The 18,043-nt window shown below is 65.6% G+C and carries 17 protein-coding genes and 2 pseudogenes; 6 read left to right on the top strand and 13 right to left on the bottom strand.

The genetic code is table 11. The annotated features are described in order from the left end of the window. Window positions 1-267: 267 nt before the first annotated feature. From C0099_RS16325 to C0099_RS05685, 3 genes and pseudogenes are all read right to left on the bottom strand, one after another. Window positions 268-504, bottom strand: a pseudogene (locus C0099_RS16325) (leucine-rich repeat domain-containing protein); the annotation flags it as partial. 456 nt (window positions 505-960) lie between these two features. After that, complete coding sequence (locus C0099_RS16320) at window positions 961-1,095, bottom strand: zinc ribbon-containing protein (RefSeq protein ID WP_102246547.1); 135 nt, start codon at window positions 1,093-1,095, stop codon at window positions 961-963. Window positions 1,096-1,220: 125 nt separating this feature from the next. After that, window positions 1,221-1,790, bottom strand: a complete 570-nt coding sequence (locus tag C0099_RS05685; protein ID WP_102248396.1) for a peroxiredoxin — start codon at window positions 1,788-1,790, stop codon at window positions 1,221-1,223. 143 nt (window positions 1,791-1,933) lie between these two features. Here C0099_RS05685 and C0099_RS05680 point away from each other — a divergent pair, with 143 nt between their 5' ends. After that, entirely contained in the window at window positions 1,934-2,962 is a 1,029-nt protein-coding gene (locus tag C0099_RS05680) for an IS30 family transposase (RefSeq protein WP_102246546.1), read from the top strand. A gap of 105 nt (window positions 2,963-3,067) precedes the next feature. Here C0099_RS05680 and C0099_RS05675 read toward each other — a convergent pair whose 3' ends face one another. Together C0099_RS05675 and C0099_RS05670 are read right to left on the bottom strand one after the other, a co-directional pair. Next, entirely contained in the window at window positions 3,068-3,493 is a 426-nt protein-coding gene (locus C0099_RS05675) for a type II toxin-antitoxin system HicB family antitoxin (protein WP_102246545.1), read from the bottom strand. After that, entirely contained in the window at window positions 3,490-3,747 is a 258-nt protein-coding gene (locus C0099_RS05670) for a type II toxin-antitoxin system HicA family toxin (RefSeq protein WP_102246544.1), read from the bottom strand. The genes C0099_RS05675 and C0099_RS05670 overlap by 4 nt, the downstream gene beginning before the upstream one ends. A 275-nt stretch (window positions 3,748-4,022) precedes the next feature. On the opposite strand from C0099_RS05670, the pseudogene C0099_RS16315 reads away from it, so the two are divergent. Beyond that, window positions 4,023-4,217 (top strand): annotated as a pseudogene (locus C0099_RS16315) (enolase C-terminal domain-like protein); the annotation flags it as partial. Window positions 4,218-4,264: 47 nt separating this feature from the next. Here C0099_RS16315 and C0099_RS05660 read toward each other — a convergent pair. The 3 genes from C0099_RS05660 to fliD all read right to left on the bottom strand — a co-directional run bounded on the left by C0099_RS05660 (window position 4,265) and on the right by fliD (window position 6,662). Continuing rightward, on the bottom strand, window positions 4,265-5,086 hold the full coding sequence (locus C0099_RS05660) for an ABC transporter permease (RefSeq protein WP_102246543.1): 822 nt from the start codon (window positions 5,084-5,086) through the stop codon (window positions 4,265-4,267). Next, a complete protein-coding gene (locus C0099_RS05655; protein ID WP_102246542.1) occupies window positions 5,083-5,685 on the bottom strand; it encodes an ABC transporter ATP-binding protein in 603 nt (200 codons plus the stop codon). Before C0099_RS05655 ends, C0099_RS05660 begins: the two co-directional genes overlap by 4 nt. 134 nt (window positions 5,686-5,819) lie before the next feature. Next, window positions 5,820-6,662, bottom strand: coding sequence for a flagellar filament capping protein FliD (gene fliD, locus C0099_RS05650; RefSeq protein WP_102246541.1), 843 nt, complete (start codon window positions 6,660-6,662; stop codon window positions 5,820-5,822). 50 nt (window positions 6,663-6,712) lie between these two features. Between fliD and C0099_RS05645 the strand changes: the two genes are divergently transcribed. Further along, complete coding sequence (locus C0099_RS05645) at window positions 6,713-7,447, top strand: DUF6498-containing protein (RefSeq protein WP_408634121.1); 735 nt, start codon at window positions 6,713-6,715, stop codon at window positions 7,445-7,447. Window positions 7,448-7,489: 42 nt separating this feature from the next. Here the strand turns inward: C0099_RS05645 and C0099_RS05640 are convergent, their stop codons facing one another. From C0099_RS05640 to C0099_RS05630, 3 genes are all read right to left on the bottom strand, one after another. Further along, window positions 7,490-8,416, bottom strand: coding sequence for an SdiA-regulated domain-containing protein (locus C0099_RS05640; RefSeq protein WP_102246539.1), 927 nt, complete (start codon window positions 8,414-8,416; stop codon window positions 7,490-7,492). 112 nt (window positions 8,417-8,528) lie between these two features. Then, window positions 8,529-9,740, bottom strand: coding sequence for a bifunctional alpha/beta hydrolase/OsmC family protein (locus C0099_RS05635; protein WP_102246538.1), 1,212 nt, complete (start codon window positions 9,738-9,740; stop codon window positions 8,529-8,531). A 35-nt stretch (window positions 9,741-9,775) separates the two neighbouring features. Further along, the gene (locus C0099_RS05630; RefSeq protein ID WP_102246537.1) at window positions 9,776-10,093 is read right to left on the bottom strand and encodes a cupin domain-containing protein; all 318 of its coding nucleotides are present in this window, start codon (window positions 10,091-10,093) and stop codon (window positions 9,776-9,778) included. Between the two features lie 234 nt (window positions 10,094-10,327). Between C0099_RS05630 and ada the strand changes: the two genes are divergently transcribed. After that, window positions 10,328-11,407, top strand: coding sequence for a bifunctional DNA-binding transcriptional regulator/O6-methylguanine-DNA methyltransferase Ada (gene ada / locus C0099_RS05625; protein ID WP_102246536.1), 1,080 nt, complete (start codon window positions 10,328-10,330; stop codon window positions 11,405-11,407). A gap of 61 nt (window positions 11,408-11,468) precedes the next feature. On the opposite strand, the gene aceA is transcribed toward ada, so the two are convergent. After that, window positions 11,469-12,770 (bottom strand): isocitrate lyase, encoded by a 1,302-nt coding sequence (aceA, locus tag C0099_RS05620; RefSeq protein ID WP_102246535.1) that lies wholly within the window; start codon window positions 12,768-12,770, stop codon window positions 11,469-11,471. Window positions 12,771-13,153: 383 nt separating this feature from the next. Between aceA and C0099_RS05615 the strand changes: the two genes are divergently transcribed. Together C0099_RS05615 and C0099_RS05610 are read left to right on the top strand one after the other, a co-directional pair. After that, window positions 13,154-14,230: an efflux RND transporter periplasmic adaptor subunit gene (locus C0099_RS05615; protein WP_102246534.1), complete on the top strand. Its 1,077-nt coding sequence runs from the start codon at window positions 13,154-13,156 to the stop codon at window positions 14,228-14,230. A 3-nt stretch (window positions 14,231-14,233) separates the two neighbouring features. Beyond that, a complete protein-coding gene (locus C0099_RS05610; protein WP_102246533.1) occupies window positions 14,234-17,386 on the top strand; it encodes an efflux RND transporter permease subunit in 3,153 nt (1,050 codons plus the stop codon). Between the two features lie 9 nt (window positions 17,387-17,395). Here the strand turns inward: C0099_RS05610 and C0099_RS05605 are convergent, their stop codons facing one another. Then, entirely contained in the window at window positions 17,396-17,977 is a 582-nt protein-coding gene (locus tag C0099_RS05605) for a YqaA family protein (protein WP_102246532.1), read from the bottom strand. Window positions 17,978-18,043 lie beyond the last annotated feature (66 nt).

The raw sequence follows: 18,043 nt of genomic DNA, 5'->3' as shown, positions 1-18,043 counted from the left end.
AGGGGTGAGATCAAGGCACGAGAGCTTATTCCATGCGCAATCTAAACTCTCGATTTCATGCACTGGTTCAAGATGAAGTGCACGTAGCCGATTACGTGCGCAAGCAAGGCTCCTAAGCTTTGGCACTGGGCCGAGATCCACTTCAGACAGTTGGTTATCCGAACAGTCGAGCTGTACGAGATTTCTCACTGGTCTCAGATCGAGTTCAGCCATTCTGTTTCCGGAACAGTCAAGAAACTCGAGCAGCGAAACGTGCGCAAGTTCGAGGTCGTGGAGACGATTGTTCGAGCAATCAAGGTGCACAAGCGCGGGGACTGCGGCAAGATCCAATGAGCCCAGTCGGTTGCCTGAGCAGTCGAGCGTTTGAAGTTCCGAAACCTGCGATAGGTTTAGGTAAGTTAATTGGCCAGAAGTGCAGGAGAGTCGAAGAAGCGTTGGGAACAGTGACAGGTCAAGCGAGAGCAATCCCGGATCACGGATGATAAGCGCAGTCAGATCAGGCATCGGCTCCGTACCCCACTCGGGTAATTTTCCGAGAACAACCAACACCTCTAACTGAAGGTCGCTGACCCATCCAAAGCTCTTCAGAGGAAGATATTCCTCGACCCAAACTAAGCTGCGTATGCGCCCATCTTCGACAGTGAAGACGTGGTTAGAATTGACTTTTGTGGTGTATTGCTTACCAACGAAAGGCTCTGTATAGATCGCCCTTTTCAATTCATTCAACACTTCATCCGAAGACTTATCAAGCGCCTTAGCCCAAACCAGAATCTGCCTATAGTCAGGTTCGCAGAGTTCAGTAGTCCCGATTTTGAATCGTCCAGCTTTCATCACTTCCCCTTTGCGAGGGCGCGAGGGTCAGGTCTACAATTTATACCGTTGAGCTATCACGCTAAGTATAAACTCTAGACCTGACCCTCATCCTATACGTGACCCTCATCCCTATACGCCGCTTCTGCATTAAGGGCGGTATTGTGTCCCATTGCAGCGAGGGCACGGGGGAAGCGTGTCAGTGTGATCATCTAGGATGACTACCTGGCCGCATTTGACACAGACGTATCTTCCTCTGCCCGGCTTCTCTCCAGTTGACGACATGTTTTTCTCCTATGGTCCGGCCCCATATGTTCAACTCGCCGCAGCGGGCCATTTCTGCGAAGAGTGGTCGCAATATCCAGTATGAATGGATATTTTTGGATCCTTTCGGTGAGCGACGCCTCATTTCACCCCCGCAGTACCAATTCATGCAACCACCCGACCGTCTCCTCAGCACTCCGATCCGGCGGAAACACCGGATAAAACACCTTCACGATCTTTCTCTCGTCGATTACCAGCGTCAGCCGCTTGTAGAGCTCCGCTCCATCCACTTCGAACGTCGGCAACCCCAACACCGACTTCAGCTTCAAGCCTTCATCCGACAGCAACTGAAACGGCAGATGCAGCCGCTCGCGGGCTTCTTGCTGGTAGTCCGTGGATTGCGTGCTGAGGCCGAATACGCCGGTGTTGAGCGCCTGGAGTTCGGTGTAGTGGTCGCGGAAGCTGCAGGATTGGGGGGTGCAACCGCGGGCGCCGGGGATTTCGTTCCAGCCGTCGGGAAGTGCCCTGCCGGGGCGGCCGGTCATGGGGTAGATGTAGAGGACGTGGCGGCCGGGCAGACGGGCGAGATTTACAGTACTGCCGTCTGTGGCGGGCAGATCGATGTCCGGCGTGGACATGCCGGTGAGGTGGTCAGCCGCGCCGTCGTCTTCGGGAACGGGCAGATCGGCGGGGAGACTGCCGAAGGTCGTGGCCATGGCGGTGTCCTTGTACGAATGTTTCGAAATGTACACGACCACGCAATTGAGTGCCACTTGACGGTGACATTGCTTTGTCTGGATGTGCAGAAAGAGGCTAGTCTCAACTTCCAAGTGCAACACCCATCATTTAGGGTGTTGTCATGCAGAGAAACTACACACACTTGTCGGCTGAGGAGCGCGGTTTGATCATGGCGGAGCGATTGCGCGGCAGTTCGGGAGCGCACATTGCGCGAATTCTGGGGCGCTGCCGTTCGACGATCTCGCGCGAGTTGAGCCGCAACCGGGTACCGGATGGCGACTACCGAGCCACCATCGCCGGAGCCGCGTACCGGCGCCGTCGCCAAGCCTGCGTGCGGCCATTGAAACTGGTGGAAGGTGCGGCGCTGTACGCTTTTGTGCGCCACAAGCTGCTCGACCGCTACTGGTCGCCGCAACAGATCGCTGCCAGACTGCGCCAGATGCATCCCGACGACCCCACCCGGCAGGTCAGCCACGAGACGATTTACGCGACCATCTATGCGCATCCGAAAGGGGCTTTGCGCCAGGACATGATCGCCGCGCTGCGCCAATCCAAGCCCGCGCGCGGGCGCCCGCGCAGGAGTGCGGCCCGTCCCGGCGGATTGCCCATCGCCGAGGCGCTGCGCATCCACAACCGCCCCGAGGAAATCGAATCGCGCCAGTTGCCAGGGCACTGGGAAGGAGATTTCATCAAGGGGGCGTTCAACCGCTCGGCCGTGGGTACGCTGGTCGAGCGCAAGAGCCGCTTCGTGGTGCTGTGCAAGATGGACGGTTGCAGCGCCGAGGCGGCGCTGGAGGGTTTCACGCGGCAGATGAAAAAGGTGCCGGCCTTCCTGCGCGAGAGCCTGACCTACGACCGGGGCAGCGAGATGGCGCGTCATGAGGAGTTGGCCCGGCGACTGAAGCTGGACATCTGGTTTGCCGATCCGTACAGCCCCTGGCAGCGCGGCAGCAACGAGAACACCAACGGCCTGCTGCGCCAGTTCCTGCCCAAGGGCGCGGACCTTTCACAAGTCAGCCAGATACAGCTCAACGCCATCGCCCGGCTGATGAACGGACGACCCAGACAGACGCTGGAATGGAAAACACCGGAAGAAGTCATGGCCCAGGACATCGCTCAATTTCGCAACCGTGTTGCACTTGATTCTTGAGGCGGAGGAGCCACTCCCAGCCGCTTCAGACATGCGGCGCAATGCCCTTTGGTTATTGCGTCCTACGGCAGCTACGAAAATTGAGGAGCCGAGAGGGTCAATCATCTAGGCGACTTCGCGCCGAAGGGGTCGGTATTCAGCCGGAGTGGAAGCGTGGGGAGCATCGACACACGGGTCTTCTGCTGTTTCAGGTGCTTCGTTTGCCAGACATCCATCCAGCGCCTGGCAGACGACTTCGTTCAGGGAGCATCCCTTGCGATAGGCCAGTTGTGCCGCCGCGCGATGCCGCTCGGCGCCAACCCGCACATTGAAGGATCCGCTGTAGGGTTTGTTGGGCTGCTTGCCCGTGGCTTCGCAGTGCTGCAGGTAAGAATCGACCGTTTCACGGAACGCAGCCTCGATCTCGTCCACGGTGGCACCGTGGTACATCAACAGGCTGTCGATGAAGAGCACCTTGCCGAACAGAATGCGGTCTTCGCTGTTGTATTCGACCGAGCCCTTGTAACCCCTGTGTTCGAGTTCGTTGCTCACTTGAGCACCCCCAATTCTTTCAGTTTCTTGACCGTCTCTTTGATCTGAACCGAGTACATGATGCCGTTGGGGTGCGGTCGGTACGTCGCGATCACCTTGTCGGGATCGGTCCTGAGTACGAAATGCCCGTGCGACCCTCCTCCGGACTGGTCCAGATCGAAACCGAGGTCTTCCATGACGGTGACGAGTTCGTCCCATCGAAAATCCTTCGGTATTGCGAGGAAACGTTCAAGGCGCTTTTGCCGTTTGGACATGAGATTATCCGCGCTGCCCTAGCATTTGCAACTGATTTTTAGTTGCAAACGACGTATTGAACACATGAGTGATGTCCCGCAACGTAGGCACGCGGTTTTCCGCATCGTTGCTCCTCTCCGTGGCGGCAAGATCAGGGGCGGGTTCAGACATGACATTGGCGTTTTGCGAATCCGAATTTACACGACTGCGGACTCGCGGGCCACTTGGCAATGGCACGCCCCCTCATGCGAAGGCTTGATGTAGCGCATGCCCGATCTACACTGAAACGCCGCGGGTGCTGTTGCCCGTGCGGCGGCTGATCGGAGAACTCGCCCCGCTGATCGTCAGCGATGCGCCCGCACCACTGGACATCGACCGCAAGCTACAGGCGCGCTTTCGCCTGCTGGGGGCGAAGGGGCCGGTGGCGATGGCGGGCATCGACATGGCGGCGTGGGATGCGCTGGCGCGTGCGCAGGGCATGCCGCTGCTGCGGCAGCTGGGCGCGACGCCAAGGCCGATACCCCTTCCCCACCGGACTCACCGTGCTCCGTTGTTCGCGTCCGTCGCGGCCGTCAGGCGATCCACCCGCAGTCGCTCGCGCTCGTCGAACAGCCGCCGGCTGCCGGCCGCGACGGCGGCCAGCGTGCCGAAGCCGGTGCCGACGGTGATCGCGAACATCACGAGGATCTGGTACTTCACCGCGAGCGCGGGCGGGCTGCCGGCCAGGATCTGGCCGGTCATCATGCCGGGCAGGCTGACCACCCCTGCTGCGGCCATCGCGTTGACGATCGGGATGAGGCCACTGCGGATGGCGTCGCGGCGGATATCCGCGATGGCTTCGTTCCAGGACTCGCCGAGCATCAGGCGGGCCTCGATGACGGCACGCTGGCGCCACACGGTGTCGGTGAGGCGGTCGAGGCCGAGCGCGACGCCGGTCATCGTGTTGCCGAGCATCATGCCGAGCAAGGGGATCGCGTACTGCGGCGTGTACCAGGGCTCGGGGCCGATCACGACCACCAGCGCGAGAATGGTCACCGTGAACGAGGACAGAAACATCGACAGCGTACCGATGCCGAATGTCCAGCCACCGACGAGTCGCCGCTTCTGCCGCGCCATGACTTCGCGCCCGGCAACGAGCAGCATCACGCACGCCATCAGCGCAACCCATTGCAGCGCGGCCACCGAGAACAGCACTTCGAGCACGAGGCCGACGAGCGCGAGCTGGACCACCGTGCGCACCGCCGCGACGATCAGGCTTGTGCTCATCCCCAGGCGCGCCCAGTGCGCGCATGCGGCGAGCGCCAGCACGAGCAGCGCGGCCAGGCCGAGTTCCCACCACGACAGCTCGATGACGTTCATTCGACGCGCTCCAGCCCGCTGCCGGCGATGCGGTAGTGGCGGTCCGCCACGCGTCGGATCTGCTCGGCATCGTGGGCGACCCACACCAGCGGCCAGCCGCGCTCCGCGGCGAGCTGCCCGAGCCACCGTTCCACGCGTTGCGTGGTGGCATCGTCGAGGTTGGCCGTGGGCTCGTCGAGCAGCAGCGCATGCGGCCTGCGGGCAACCGCGCGCAGCAGCGCGAGACGTTGCTTCTCGCCGGATGACAGACGGCTGATCTGCCAGTCCATCGCGCCGTCCTCGAAACCCAGGGCCGCCAGTCCGGCCGACGAAATGGCGGCGAAGTGCTCGCCCACCGTTTCGAACCACCACTGGCTCTCGGCGGGCACCATCATCACCTGCGCACGCCAGGCGTGGCCGCTCATCTCGTGCTGGCCTCGACCGCCGAGCGCGACGCGCCCTCTGTGGGCATCGAGGTCGGCAATGGCGCGCAGCAGCCGCGTCTTGCCCGAGCCGGACACACCCGACAGGCAGACGACCTCCCCCGGCCGGACGCAGAGCGAAACGCTCTCCAGCGCACCGATGGAGACACCATCGAGTTCGAGGTGTTTGTCGTTCATGGCAAGGATTGTGGACGAACGTCCGGGCGCGGATGGCCCGTTCCGCTCCACGTCGCGCTCAAACGGGGAATCCGCACGAAAAGACACTGCGCTTCGTCAGCGCGCGATGCACCGGGCTTCCTTCCGCATGAAGCCTATCCGCGCAGGCGATTGCCGAGCGCGCCGGGGCCGAACTCGGCTTCCACACTGTCCTGATAGCTGGCAGCCCAGTTGACGGCGCGTGTGGCGTTGTCGATGCGGCGGTCGAGCAGATGGCCGTCGGAAGCGAGCATCGTGGCCACATCGCTGAAGGCGGTGGCGACATTGTTCAGCGTCTGCACGGCGGCGCTCCGGTGGGCACCGAGCGCGGCGTCGAAGGCGGCTTCGTCGAGCTTGAGCTGGCCGTCCGGGGTGACCTGCACGCCCATGTCGGTCAGGCCCTGCTCGAAGCCGCCGTTGCCGGCGCCATGGAAGATGGAGCCGACTTCGCGGCGCAGCGAGAAGCGGGCCATGTCGCCGGCCGGGTTGCCTTCGAGCTTGCCGCCGCGCTCGAAATACGGGTCGAACTCGGCATCCCAGGCGTTGTAGCGGGCGATGAAGGATTGCAGCGCGGACTTGATGTCCGCGTCGGCACTCGATGGGCTGAAATTCGCCAGCCCCTGGCTCGCCGAGCCCAGCTCGGTCACGCGGGCGCGCAACTGCGTCAGCACCTGGGCTTCGTCACCGATCTCGGACACGCGGGCGTTGTAGCGCTGCAGGAATGCGGCGTTGCTCGATTCCAGTTGCGCCAGCAGCGCCGTTGCACGCGCCGATTCGCTGCCGAACAGGCTTTGCGTGGCGCCACCGGCCGCCGCCGGGGCGGACGAGATCGCGTTGCGGGCACTGAGCAGCGTATGGAGAAAATCGGTGTTGCCCGCGCCACCCTGCCCGCCTGCCCCACCGCCGGCAACGAGGGTGCTGAGCGCATTGAGGCGGAAAATGGCGAGATCGATATCCATGACGGGCTCCACACGGAAAGGGCACTAGGTTCAGTCTAGCAGGGGGAGGCGTGGCGACTGCGGCCCGCGTTGTGACCCGGGCTTGCCGTTCGCATTCTGGAAGCATCCTCTGTTCGGGTATACATTCCCGACCGTGCCCTGCCCTTCGATCCCGCACGCCTGCGCCGAGACACGCGATGACCCCGTCCGCACGCAACCTGATCCTCGCCAACGCCGCGACGCTCGGCCTGGCGGTGACGTTGGAGTGGGACATCGGCTGGCTGATGAGGCCGTTCTGGATGCAGAGCGTGATCATCGGCGTGTATGCCTACCGGCGCATGATGTCGTTGCGCGACTTCACCACCAAGGGGCTCATGTCGAACAAGCAGCCGGTGCCGGAAACGGAAGCGGGCAAGCGGTCGACGGCGCGCTTCTTCGCGCTGCATTTTGGGGCGTTCCATGCGGGCTATCTGGCGTTTCTGGTCAGCGAACACACGGTCACCGCCCCCATCGAACTGCTGGCGTTGGCCGGCTGCGGGCTGTCCTTCCTGTTCTCGCAGCGCCAGACCTTCGAAGCGCAGCATGCGGCCGATCTGCAGGGGCGCCCGAACCTGGGCAAGCTGATGTTCCTGCCCTATGTGCGCATCGTGCCGATGCACCTGGGCATCATCTTCGGGGCGTCACTCGACGGCGGCGTGATGGTGTTGACGGGCTTCGTGGTGCTCAAGACGATCGCCGATCTGGCGCTGGACCATGCGGATCGGCGCATGGCGGTAGAGAAGGCAGCAGGCGCGGAAAGGGCTTGAGCGAAAGCGACGAAACAACAAATTGCATGAGCGGCAAGCGCGCTACTGCGCCCACGCGGCCTTGGTCTCGCGCTCGAAACGGTAGAACAGATTGGGCTCGGAGAGCACGTAGATGGCGCCGTCGGGCCCGACGGCCAGCCCTTCGGCCTGTGGCACGCGCGCGCTCAGGCCGTGCCAGCCACCCCACATCGGCAACATGCTGACGGGGCGGCCGTCGGAGTCGTATTCGACGATCAGGGCCGATTCGTCGCTGAGCAGCAGCAGGTGGCCGGTGGCTTCGTGCAGGCTGAGCGCCGACAGGTCGCGCAGGAACAGGCCGGCGAAGCTCGACGGGCGCCATTCGACGATCTGCAGGTCGAAGGCCGTGCCGTCGAGAATCTCCTTGAGGCCCGAGACGGCGAGCACGCGCAACGGGGCCTTTTCCTGCGTGACGTAGAGGCGGTGGTTGGCGCTGTCCCACGACACGCCTTCGAGTCCGCGATTCCAGCGCGCCTTGAGCGCCAGACCGAGGCGCGGGGCATCGGTCAGATCCACGGCCTCGGTGTCCGGGCCGATGCGGATTCGGTAGAGCTGGTGTTCGCGCTCGTCGGTGACGACGAAGACGTCGTCGCGCACGTGGGTGATGCCTTCCGGGTCGTTCGCGCCGTGCAACACGATGCGGCGCAGCACCTGACCGTCGGTGTCGAGCTCGACGATCTGCGGCGGCGAGTTGATCACCGCGAACAAGGTGCCGGTGCGCTCGCTGAAGGTCAGGCCCGAGGCGTCGTCCTCGACGCCGCCGATGGGCCGCGCCTCGACCGCCACGCGGTAGGCGGGAAGCCATACGCCGCGGGATTCGCGCGAATCGGCATCGAGCTGCATGGCCGTCCAGTACCACGCGAAGCCCGCCAGCCTGTACTGCCATGCCGCAACGGCCAGCACGGCCAGCGCCACGGCGGCGATGGTCAGATTCCTCGTTCTTCGATGCATCGGTGATTTCGCCTGGTCGGCGCCACTCCGGTCGGAGGGCGGGCCGTCATGCTGCCGCGCGCATCATCAAGCAAAGGTCAGGCGGGGCTGACGATTTCGTCAGTCTCCCGCTTCAGTCGACCAGTTCGGACACGATGCGGATGCGCTCGCTGAGCGTGCGGTGCACCGGGCATTTGTCGGCGATCTCGAGCAGGCGCGCGCGCTGGTCGGCGTCGAGATCGCCGGTGATGCGGATCTCGCGCGTGATCTCGGTGAGCTGGCCGCTCTTGTCCTCGCACTCGGCGCAGTCTTCGGCATGGACGCGGCGATGGCGAAGCTGCACGCTGACTTCCTCCAGAGGCAGCTTCTTGCGACGCGCGTACATGCGCAACGTCATCGCCGTGCACGCGCCCAGGCTGGCGAGCAGGTAGTCGTAGGGCGACGGCCCCAGATCGGCCCCGCCCATCGCCTGGGGCTCGTCGGCGATCTGCGTGTGACGGCCGGCACGCACGGTGCTGGTGAAGCCCTCCACATCCGATTGCACGACTTCGACAAGGCCCTCTTCCAGCGGCGCCACTTCCGGCGCGGCTGGAAGATAGCGCTCGGCCCACACCGCGATGACGCGCGCGGCGTAGGTGGCGTCCTCGCGCCGGCGCAGCAGGTGGTCGGCCGAATCCAGCGACACGAAGCTCTTGGGATGGCGCGCGGTCTCGTAGATGCGCCGTGCCTGGTCGATGTCCACGATCTCGTCGCGCGGCGCGTGCATCACCAGCAGCGCACGCCCCAGATGCGAGACGGTGTCGCGGATGCGCGTGGCTTCCAGGTCTTCGAGGAATTCGCGCGTGATCGTGAACGGCCGCCCGCCCAGATCCACCTCGAGCGCACCACGCGAGCGAATGGTCTCGACGTGTTCGCCGAACTGGTGGGTGGCGTGCACCGGCTCGGCCGGCGCGCCGATGGTCACCACCGCGCGCACCTCGTCGATGCGTCGCGCTGCCGCCAGCACCGCCGCACCCCCAAGGCTGTGGCCCACCAGCACGGACGGCGCGCGATGGTGGCTGCGCAGGTGGTCGGCGGCGCACACCAGGTCGGCCACGTTGGAGCTGAAGCTGGTGTTGGCGAACTCGCCCTCGCTCATGCCCAACCCGGTGAAGTCGAAGCGCAGCACGGCAAAGCCGCAATCAACCAGCGCGGCGCTGATGCGCGAGGCGGCGAAGATGTCCTTGCCGCAGGTGAAGCAATGGGCGAACAGCACCCACGCGCGCGGCGTGCCCGCAGGCCGGTCCAGCCGAGCGGCAAGCAAGCTGCCGTCGTGGCCGGGGAATTCGAACTTGAGACTTTGCATCGTTGCTCCCGAGGGCCGGCCCGCGCCGGCCGCGATCATTCCACGACCGGCGTGGCCTTCTCCGACGACACGAACACCAGCGCATCAGTCAGCGCGAGCACATCGTGCTCTTCGCCCGGCTCGGTGTACAGATAGTCACCGGCTTCCATTTCGGTGCCGCCGATGCGCACCCGTCCGGCGAGCACCACGACCTCTTCCGAACCCAGGTGCACATGGCGTGGCACGCGCGTGCCCTCGCGCATGCGCACCACCGACGAGCGACCGCCGGTGTCCTTGTTACGGAACAGGGCACGCTCGACGTCCGCATAATCCGTTGGCGCGAAATCGCGCTCGCTGGCCTTCTTCAGAAGCATGTCGATCCTCCCGTTGCTCACGTCCGGCGCCAACCGCCGGGATCACCGCTCGAGTATAGGCCCGCACCCTGACACCACCGGCCCGTGCACGTCGACGACTGCTCCAATCTACGCTGGAGCCTTGCGCGATCTGCGGCTTCACCGGAACCGGTGATCCGACGAATTCGATGGCACGAAACGGAGTGTCGCACGCGAACGAGCGCAGTACAGTGGCACGAAACGAGGGTCGATACGATGAACGCGCGAAACCAACCGCCCCCTGACCCGGACCGCGACGACGATTGCTGGAGCGCCGTCTGCACGCGTGACGCACGCGCCGACGGGCATTTCGTCTACGCCGTGCGCACCACCGGCGTGTATTGCCGGCCGTCGTGCGGCGCACGTACACCGCGACGCGAGAACGTCGTGTTTCACGCCTCGCCCGCGGCGGCCGAGGCGGCCGGCTTCCGTGCATGCAGGCGTTGCAGGCCGGATCGGCCGGATTCGCAGGATGCGGCGCGGGTCGCTGCCGTGTGCCGGCACATCGACGCGGCCGAGACGCTGCCACCGCTGGCCGAACTGGCGCGCGTGGCCGGCATCGGCCCGGCGCAACTGCGCCGCGTGTTTCGCGCGGCGACCGGGCTGACGCCCAGGGCGTGGGGCCAGGCGCGACGCGCGGCGCGGCTGCGCGAGGCGCTGGACGCGGGCGCGGGCGTCACCACGGCCGTGTTCGACGCCGGTTACGAATCGAGCGGGCGTTTCTATGCCGAGGCGCATCGCGTGCTCGGCATGACGCCGCGACAATGGCGCGATGGCGGCCACGGCACGACCATCCGCTTCGCCATCGGTCAATGCTGGCTGGGCGCGATTCTGGTTGCGGCGACCTCGCGCGGACTGTGCGCCGTGCTGCTCGGCGACGAAGCCGACGCGCTGGTGCGCGAGTTGCAGGATCGCTTCCCGCGTGCCGAGCTGTGCGGCGGCGACGCCGATTTCGAGCAGGTGGTGGCGCAGGTCGTCGGCTTCGTCGAGACGCCGCAACGCGGGCTCGATCTGCCGCTGGATTTGCGCGGCACGGCCTTCCAGTTGCGCGTGTGGCAGGCGCTGCGCGACGTGCCGGCCGGCACAACCGTCAGCTACAGCGAACTGGCCCGGCGCATCGGCGCACCAGCGGCGGTGCGTGCCGTGGCCGGGGCCTGTGCGGCGAACGCGCTGGCGGTGGCCATTCCGTGCCATCGCGCGGTGCGACTGGACGGCGACCCGTCCGGCTATCGTTGGGGCGTGGCGCGCAAGCGCGCGCTGATTGCGCGCGAAGCCGGAACGTCACCGCTCGAGTGAAAAAAACGGCCGACCCCGTAACGGGATCGGCCGCCGCCCTCCTCCAAAGGCCAAACCGGGATCAGTGGAACTGGTCTTCCTCGGTGGAGCCCTTCAGCGCAGTCACGCTGGAGACACCCCCCTGGATCACTGTGGTTACGTCATCGAAGTAACCCGTGCCCACTTCCTGCTGATGTGAAACAAAAGTGTAACCTCTTTCGCGTGCCGCGAACTCGGGTTCCTGCACTTTTTCGACATAGGCGGTCATGCCGCGCTCGGCGTAGTCCTGCGCCAGATCGAAGGCGTTGAACCACATCGAGTGGATGCCGGCGAGCGTGATGAACTGGTACTTGTAGCCCATCGCACCGAGTTCGCGCTGGAATTTGGCGATGGTCGCGTCATTTAGGTTCTTCTTCCAGTTGAACGACGGCGAGCAGTTGTAGGCCAGCATCTTGTCCGGATGCACGGCGCGCACGGCTTCGGCGAAACGCCGCGCGAACTGCAGATCCGGGGTGCCGGTCTCGCACCACACCATGTCGGCGTACTCGGCATAGGCCACGGCGCGCGACACCGCCTGCTCGAATCCCTTCTTGGTGCGGTAGAAGCCCTCGGGCGTGCGCTCGCCGGTGACGAAGGGCTGGTCATTGGGGTCGTGGTCGCTGGTCAGCAGGTCGGCGGCCTCGGCATCGGTACGGGCGATGACCAGCGTCGGCACGCCCATCACGTCGGCGGCCAGGCGCGCGGCGATGAGCTTCTGGTTGGCCTCGTTGGTAGGCAGCAGCACCTTGCCGCCCAGATGCCCGCACTTCTTGACCGATGAGAGCTGGTCTTCCCAGTGCACCCCGCCAGCACCGGCACGGATCATGGCCTTCATCAGTTCGAAGGCATTGAGCACGCCACCGAAGCCGGCCTCGGCATCGGCGACGATGGGCGCGAAGTAGTCCACGTAGCCCGGGTCGCCCGGATTGATGTTCTTGGACCACTGGATCTGGTCGGCACGCTGGAAGGTGTTGTTGATGGCCTCGACCACCTGCGGCACGGAATTGACCGGGTACAGCGACTGGTCCGGGTACATCGCGCCGTAGGTGTTGTTGTCGGCGGCGACCTGCCAGCCGGACAGGTAGATGGCCTTCACGCCGGCCTTGACCTGCTGCATGGCCTGGCCGCCGGTGAGCGAACCGAGGCAGTTCACGTACGGGGATTCGGTGACGAGACGCCACAGCTTTTCCGCCCCGACACGGGCGAGCGTGCTCTCGGGCTGGATCGAGCCGCGCAGACGCACCACGTCGGCGGCCGAGTACGGGCGCTTGATGCCCTTCCAGCGGGGATTGGTGGCCCAGTCCTTCTCCAGGGCGGCGATTTGCTGTTCTCGTGTCGGGGTCATGGCGAACTCCTGTATGCCGGGTTGAACCAGTGAAAGCTCATCGGCCGGCCGCGAGCCGGGAAGGCTTCCTGTCGCCTACGGATTTACGGTCGGCGCGTGGGAAAAAGTATAAAGAGAATGTGCAGTCGCAACAAGAACTCTTATATAAGACAAAAGATTTTTCTTCGTTTTTATTTTCAATAACTTAAATATATTTTCCCACATTGCGCAACGTCGTTCGCTGTTGTGAAACGCTGTACTGCTGCGTCGCAAGAGCCTTCGCGACGTGCACCCCACGACACACTCGCGGTAACTTTCCGGTTTGATCGCTGTCAGCCCATGCGATCTGCAAAACGACTCTCGCTCGCGCCCCGCGGGCGGACGACGACCGGAAACGAGATTTCATGGCCCTGTTCTCCCGCGCTCTGGCGCGCCGCACCGTCCTCCTTGGCGCGCTGTCCCTGCTCGCTCCCTTCACCCATGCGGAACGCCCGCGCGTCGTCCTCGGCGACGTCGAGCGTGGCCCGCTGATCGAGGAGATCGCCCTCAACGGCACGGCGACCGCACAACGGCGCTCCGACGTATCGGTGTCGATTGCCGGTCTGGTTGCCGAACGCACGGCCGACACCGGAGAACGCATCTCGCAGGGCGATCTGCTGCTGCGTCTCGACGACGAACTGGCGAAACTCGAGCACGACAGCGTGCGGGCCCAGGTGCGCGAGGCCGAGAGCCGTCTGGCCGAGGCGCGCCGGCTGCTCGAGGAAGGCCGCTCGGCGCGCGGCGGGCGCGTGATTGCCACCACCGAGGTGGAACGCCGTTCGAGTGAGGTCGACATCTCGGGATCTGCGCTCGCCCGCGCACGTGCCGAAGAGGCGCTGCAGGCCGCGCGGCTGCGCCGCCATGAGCTGCACGCACCGTTCGATGCCATCGTGGCGGCACGCAGGGTCGACGCCGGTCAGTGGGTGCAGCCGGGCGATGCGGTGTTCACACTGGTCAACGTCGATGATCTGCTGCTCGACTTTCAGGTGCCGCAACACGCGCTGCACCTGCTGGGCGACTCGGCCCGGCTGCTCGTCGATCGCCCGGACGGCGAGCCGATGCCGACCGAGATCGCGACCTGGCTGCCGGTCGCCGATGCGCGTGCGCGCACCTTCCTGCTGCGCGCGCGACCGCCCGAAGCGGCGCGCATCGTGCCGGGCATGTCGGTGTCCGCCACGCTGCGCCTGGTGCGCGACGAGGACATGCTGTCGATCTCGCGCGACGCGATCAACCGCTACCCGGACGGGCGCGTGACGGTGTGGATCGCCGAGCCCACCGATGAAGACGATGTGTTCGAGGTGCGCGAGCAACGCATCACGGAAGCCGGAAGCGCGGAGGGCCGCGTGTTCGTCGCCGACGGCCTGGAGGGCGACGAGCGCATCGTCACGCGCGGCAACGAATCGCTGCAGCCCGGCGCCGAAGTCGTCGCCACGGACGACTAGGAAATGTTCGCCAAGATCATTCAACACGGCATCCTGGTCGCGGTCATCGCGCTGATCGTGCTGATCCTCGGCATCGCCGCGGCGATGCGCATCCCGATCCAGATGATTCCCGACCTGGAGGTGCGCACCATCTCGGTCGAGACACGCTGGCCCGGCGCGACGCCGCAGGACATCGAGAAGGACATCGTGATCGAGCAGGAACGCTTCCTGCGCAATGTGCCCAACCTGCAGCGCATGACCTCCACCGCGTCCAGCGGATCGGCCGAAATCGAGCTGGAGTTCCCGTTCGGCGTCGACGTCACGCAGGCGCTGATCGAGGTCAACAACGCGCTCAGCCAGGTGCCGGAGTATCCGCGCAACGTGGACCAGCCGCGCGTGCTCGCCACCTCGTTCTCGGCCAACGCCTTCATGTATTTCGCCCTCGGGCCGATGGAAGGCAATCCGCGCCAGATCGATGTGCGGCTGATGCAGGACTTCGTCGAGGATCGCGTGCGCCCGCGCCTGGAGAGCATCGCCGGCGTGTCCGAGGTGCGCGTCAACGGCGGGCTGGAGCGCCAGCTGCAGGTGCTGGTCGACGCCGAGGCGCTGGCCCAGCGCGGCCTGGGCCTGACCGACGTGCGCGACGCGATCCGCGCGCGCAATCAGGACATCTCCGGCGGCGAGGTCACGGCCGGCAAGCGGCGCTACCTGTTGCGCACGGTCGGACGCTTCGAGGACGCCGAGGATCTGGCGCGGCTGGTGCTGCTGCGCGAGGGCGACAGTGTCGTGCGTCTGGGCGACGTGGCCGAGGTGCGCCAGGGCAATGCGCGGGCGCGCTACGTGAGCCGCTACAACGGCGACCCGCGCCTGGGCCTGCAGGTGCGCCGCCAGCCCGGCTCGAACGTCATCGAGATCAAGCGCGCGATGCTCGAAGAGGTCGAGGCGGTCAACGCCGACATCCTCCACCCGGCCGGCATGCATCTGTCGCTGACCTCGGACGACGCGCGCTACGTCGAGGCCTCCATCGCCAACGTGTGGACCAACCTCGCCATCGGCGGCGTGTTCGCCACACTGGTGATGTTCGCCTTCCTGCGCTCGGGCCGCGCGACGCTGGTCGGCGTGATCGGCATTCCGTTGTGCGCGGTGGTGGCCTTTCTGTCGCTGATGGTCACGGGGCGCACGATCAACGTGATCTCGCTGGCCGGCGTGGCCTTCGCCATCGGCATGACCATCGACAACAGCATCGTCGTGCTCGAAAACATCGAGCGCTACCGGCGCTGCGGTCTGGACCGAATCGAATCGGCCCTGCAGGGCGTGCGCGAGGTGTGGCCGGCGGTGCTGGCGTCCACCATGACCACGGTGCTGGTGTTCCTGCCCATATTGTTCATCGTCGAGGAAGCCGGGCAGCTGTATTCGGACGTGGCGATTGCGATCTCGGGCGCGATCCTCGCGTCGATGCTGACCGCGACCACGCTGATTCCGACGCTGTGCGCACGGCTGGAGTTCGGCAAGCGCGAAGGCGATGCCGGCCAGTTCCCGCGCGTGAACAACGCCCTGCGCTCACTGCTGGCCACGCCACGCCGACGCGGCGCGGTGGTCGTCGGCACGCTGTTCGGCGCGGGACTCATCATCGCGCTGCTCACCCCGCCGGCCGAGTACCTGCCCGAGGGCGAGGAACCCAAGACCTTCGCCGCGATGAACGCGCCACCCGGCTACAACCTGGAGACCATGAGTGAGATCGCCGACCAGGTCGAGGCGCATTTCCTGCCCCACGTCGGCGCCGACCCCGGCCCCTTCGAGCGCGGCGAGACCGACGTGCCGCCGATCGCCTACGTGTACCTGGGCTTCGATCCGGCGCGGCTGCGCATCATCTCGGAGACCGAGAACCCGCGTCACATCGAACCGCTGATGGACGCGCTCACGGCGCACTACGAGCAATACCCCGGCATGCGCGCCTTCGCCGCCAAGGGCTCGATCATCTCCAGCAACGACGGCGGCACGCGCAGCATCAGCCTGGACATCTCCGGGCCGGATCTGGTGAGCATCTTCGAGACCGCGCGCATCGTCGACCGACGCGCGCGCGAACTGTTCGACAACCCGCGCATCCAGAGCCAGCCTTCCAGCCTCACGCTGGCGCAGCCGCTGGTGCAGATCCGCCCGGACTGGGACCGCGCCGCCGAACTGGGCCTGTCGCCGGACGCCATCGGCTTCAGCGTCGCCGCGCTGACCGAAGGCGCCTACGTCGACGACTTCTTCCTCGACGACGACAAGATCGACATCTATCTCTACGGCGAGGACGCCGACGAGCGGCGTCTGGAGGGCGTACCCGGCCTGCTGCTGCGCACCCCCGAGGGCGCCACGCTGCCGCTCTCTTCGGCGGCCGGAATCGAGGAACTGGCCGACACCATCTCGGTGCGCCGCGTCGACGGCCGCCGCACCGTGACGCTGTACGTCATCCCGCCCGAGGACGTGGCGCTGGAAACCGGCGTGCAACGCGTGCGCCAGGATCTGATCGGCGCGATGCAGAGCGCCGGCGAACTGCGCGCCGACATCGCCATCGACATCTCCGGCGCGAGCGACGCGCTCGAACGCACGCGCGACGCGCTCGCCGGCAACTTCGCGATCGCGCTGATCATCGTCTATCTGCTGATGGTCGCCATCTTCGCCCACTGGGGCTATCCGCTGATCATCATGACCACCATCCCGCTGGGCGTGGCCGGCGGCATCGTCGGACTGGCGCTGATGAACCTGGTCGGTGGCGCACTGCCGCTGGTCGGTTTGCCACCCCTGTCCCAGCCGTTCGACATGATCACGATGCTCGGCTTCCTGATCCTGATGGGCACGGTGGTCAACAACCCCATCCTCATCGTCGACCAGACCCGCCGTAACCTCCAACACGAGCACATGGCCCTGCTCGAAGCCGTCACCGAGGCCGTGCGCGCGCGCCTGCGCCCGATCGCCATGACCACGCTGACCACGCTGTGCGGCATCGCCCCGCTGGTGCTGATCCCCGGCGAAGGCACCGAGCTCTACCGCGGCGTCGGCGCCATCGTGCTGTTCGGCCTGCTCGGCGCAGCCATCGTCACCCTGACCTTCCTGCCCGCCCTGCTCGTCCTCGTCCTCGGCCTCGCCCGCCGCTTCGGCATCGGCGAGGCGCGCGCGGCGCCGAGCGCGTGAACGGGCCGCTCAGCGGCCGTTCATGACTAGGATTACAGCCACCAGCGCCACGACGACGGCCCAGCCGAGCCATTCGACGTAGCGGTGCAGCGCAGCTTCCATGCGCGGGCCGCCGAGTTTCATCAGGCCAGCGACGAGGAAGAAGCGCGCGCCGCGGCCGACCAGCGAGGCGGCGACGAAAGGCGCGAGCGGCATGGCCGCGACGCCGGCGGCGATGGTGAACACCTTGTAGGGGATGGGCGAGAAGCCGGCGACGAAGACCGCCCAGAATCCCCAGCGCTCGAACCAGGCCTGCGCCTCGAGGTATTTGGGCCAGTAGTGCGAGGTCGATAGCCAGGGCTCGATCATGTCGAAGGCGAACACGCCGATGAAGTAGCCCAGCACGCCGCCGGCGACCGAGGCGATGGTGGTGATCAGCGCGAACCACCAGGCCTTGGCCGGGTTGGCCAGGCTCATTGGCGCGAGCATCACGTCCGGCGGGATCGGAAAGAAGGACGATTCGGCGAAACTCAGTCCGCCCAGATACCACGGCGCGTGGCGGTGGCGCGACCACTGCATGGTGCGCACGTAGAGGGAAGTAAACAGCTTCAAGGCGGCCTCTGGGTTGTCCGGTGCCGCGCGGCGTCGCGGCGAGCCCGCATGATACCAACGGCCGGC

Origin of the sequence: Pseudazoarcus pumilus, assembly GCF_002872475.1 — a bacterium.
Classification (GTDB): Bacteria; Pseudomonadota; Gammaproteobacteria; order Burkholderiales; family Rhodocyclaceae; genus Pseudazoarcus; species Pseudazoarcus pumilus.
This window is presented reverse-complemented; position numbering and strand designations above follow the sequence as displayed.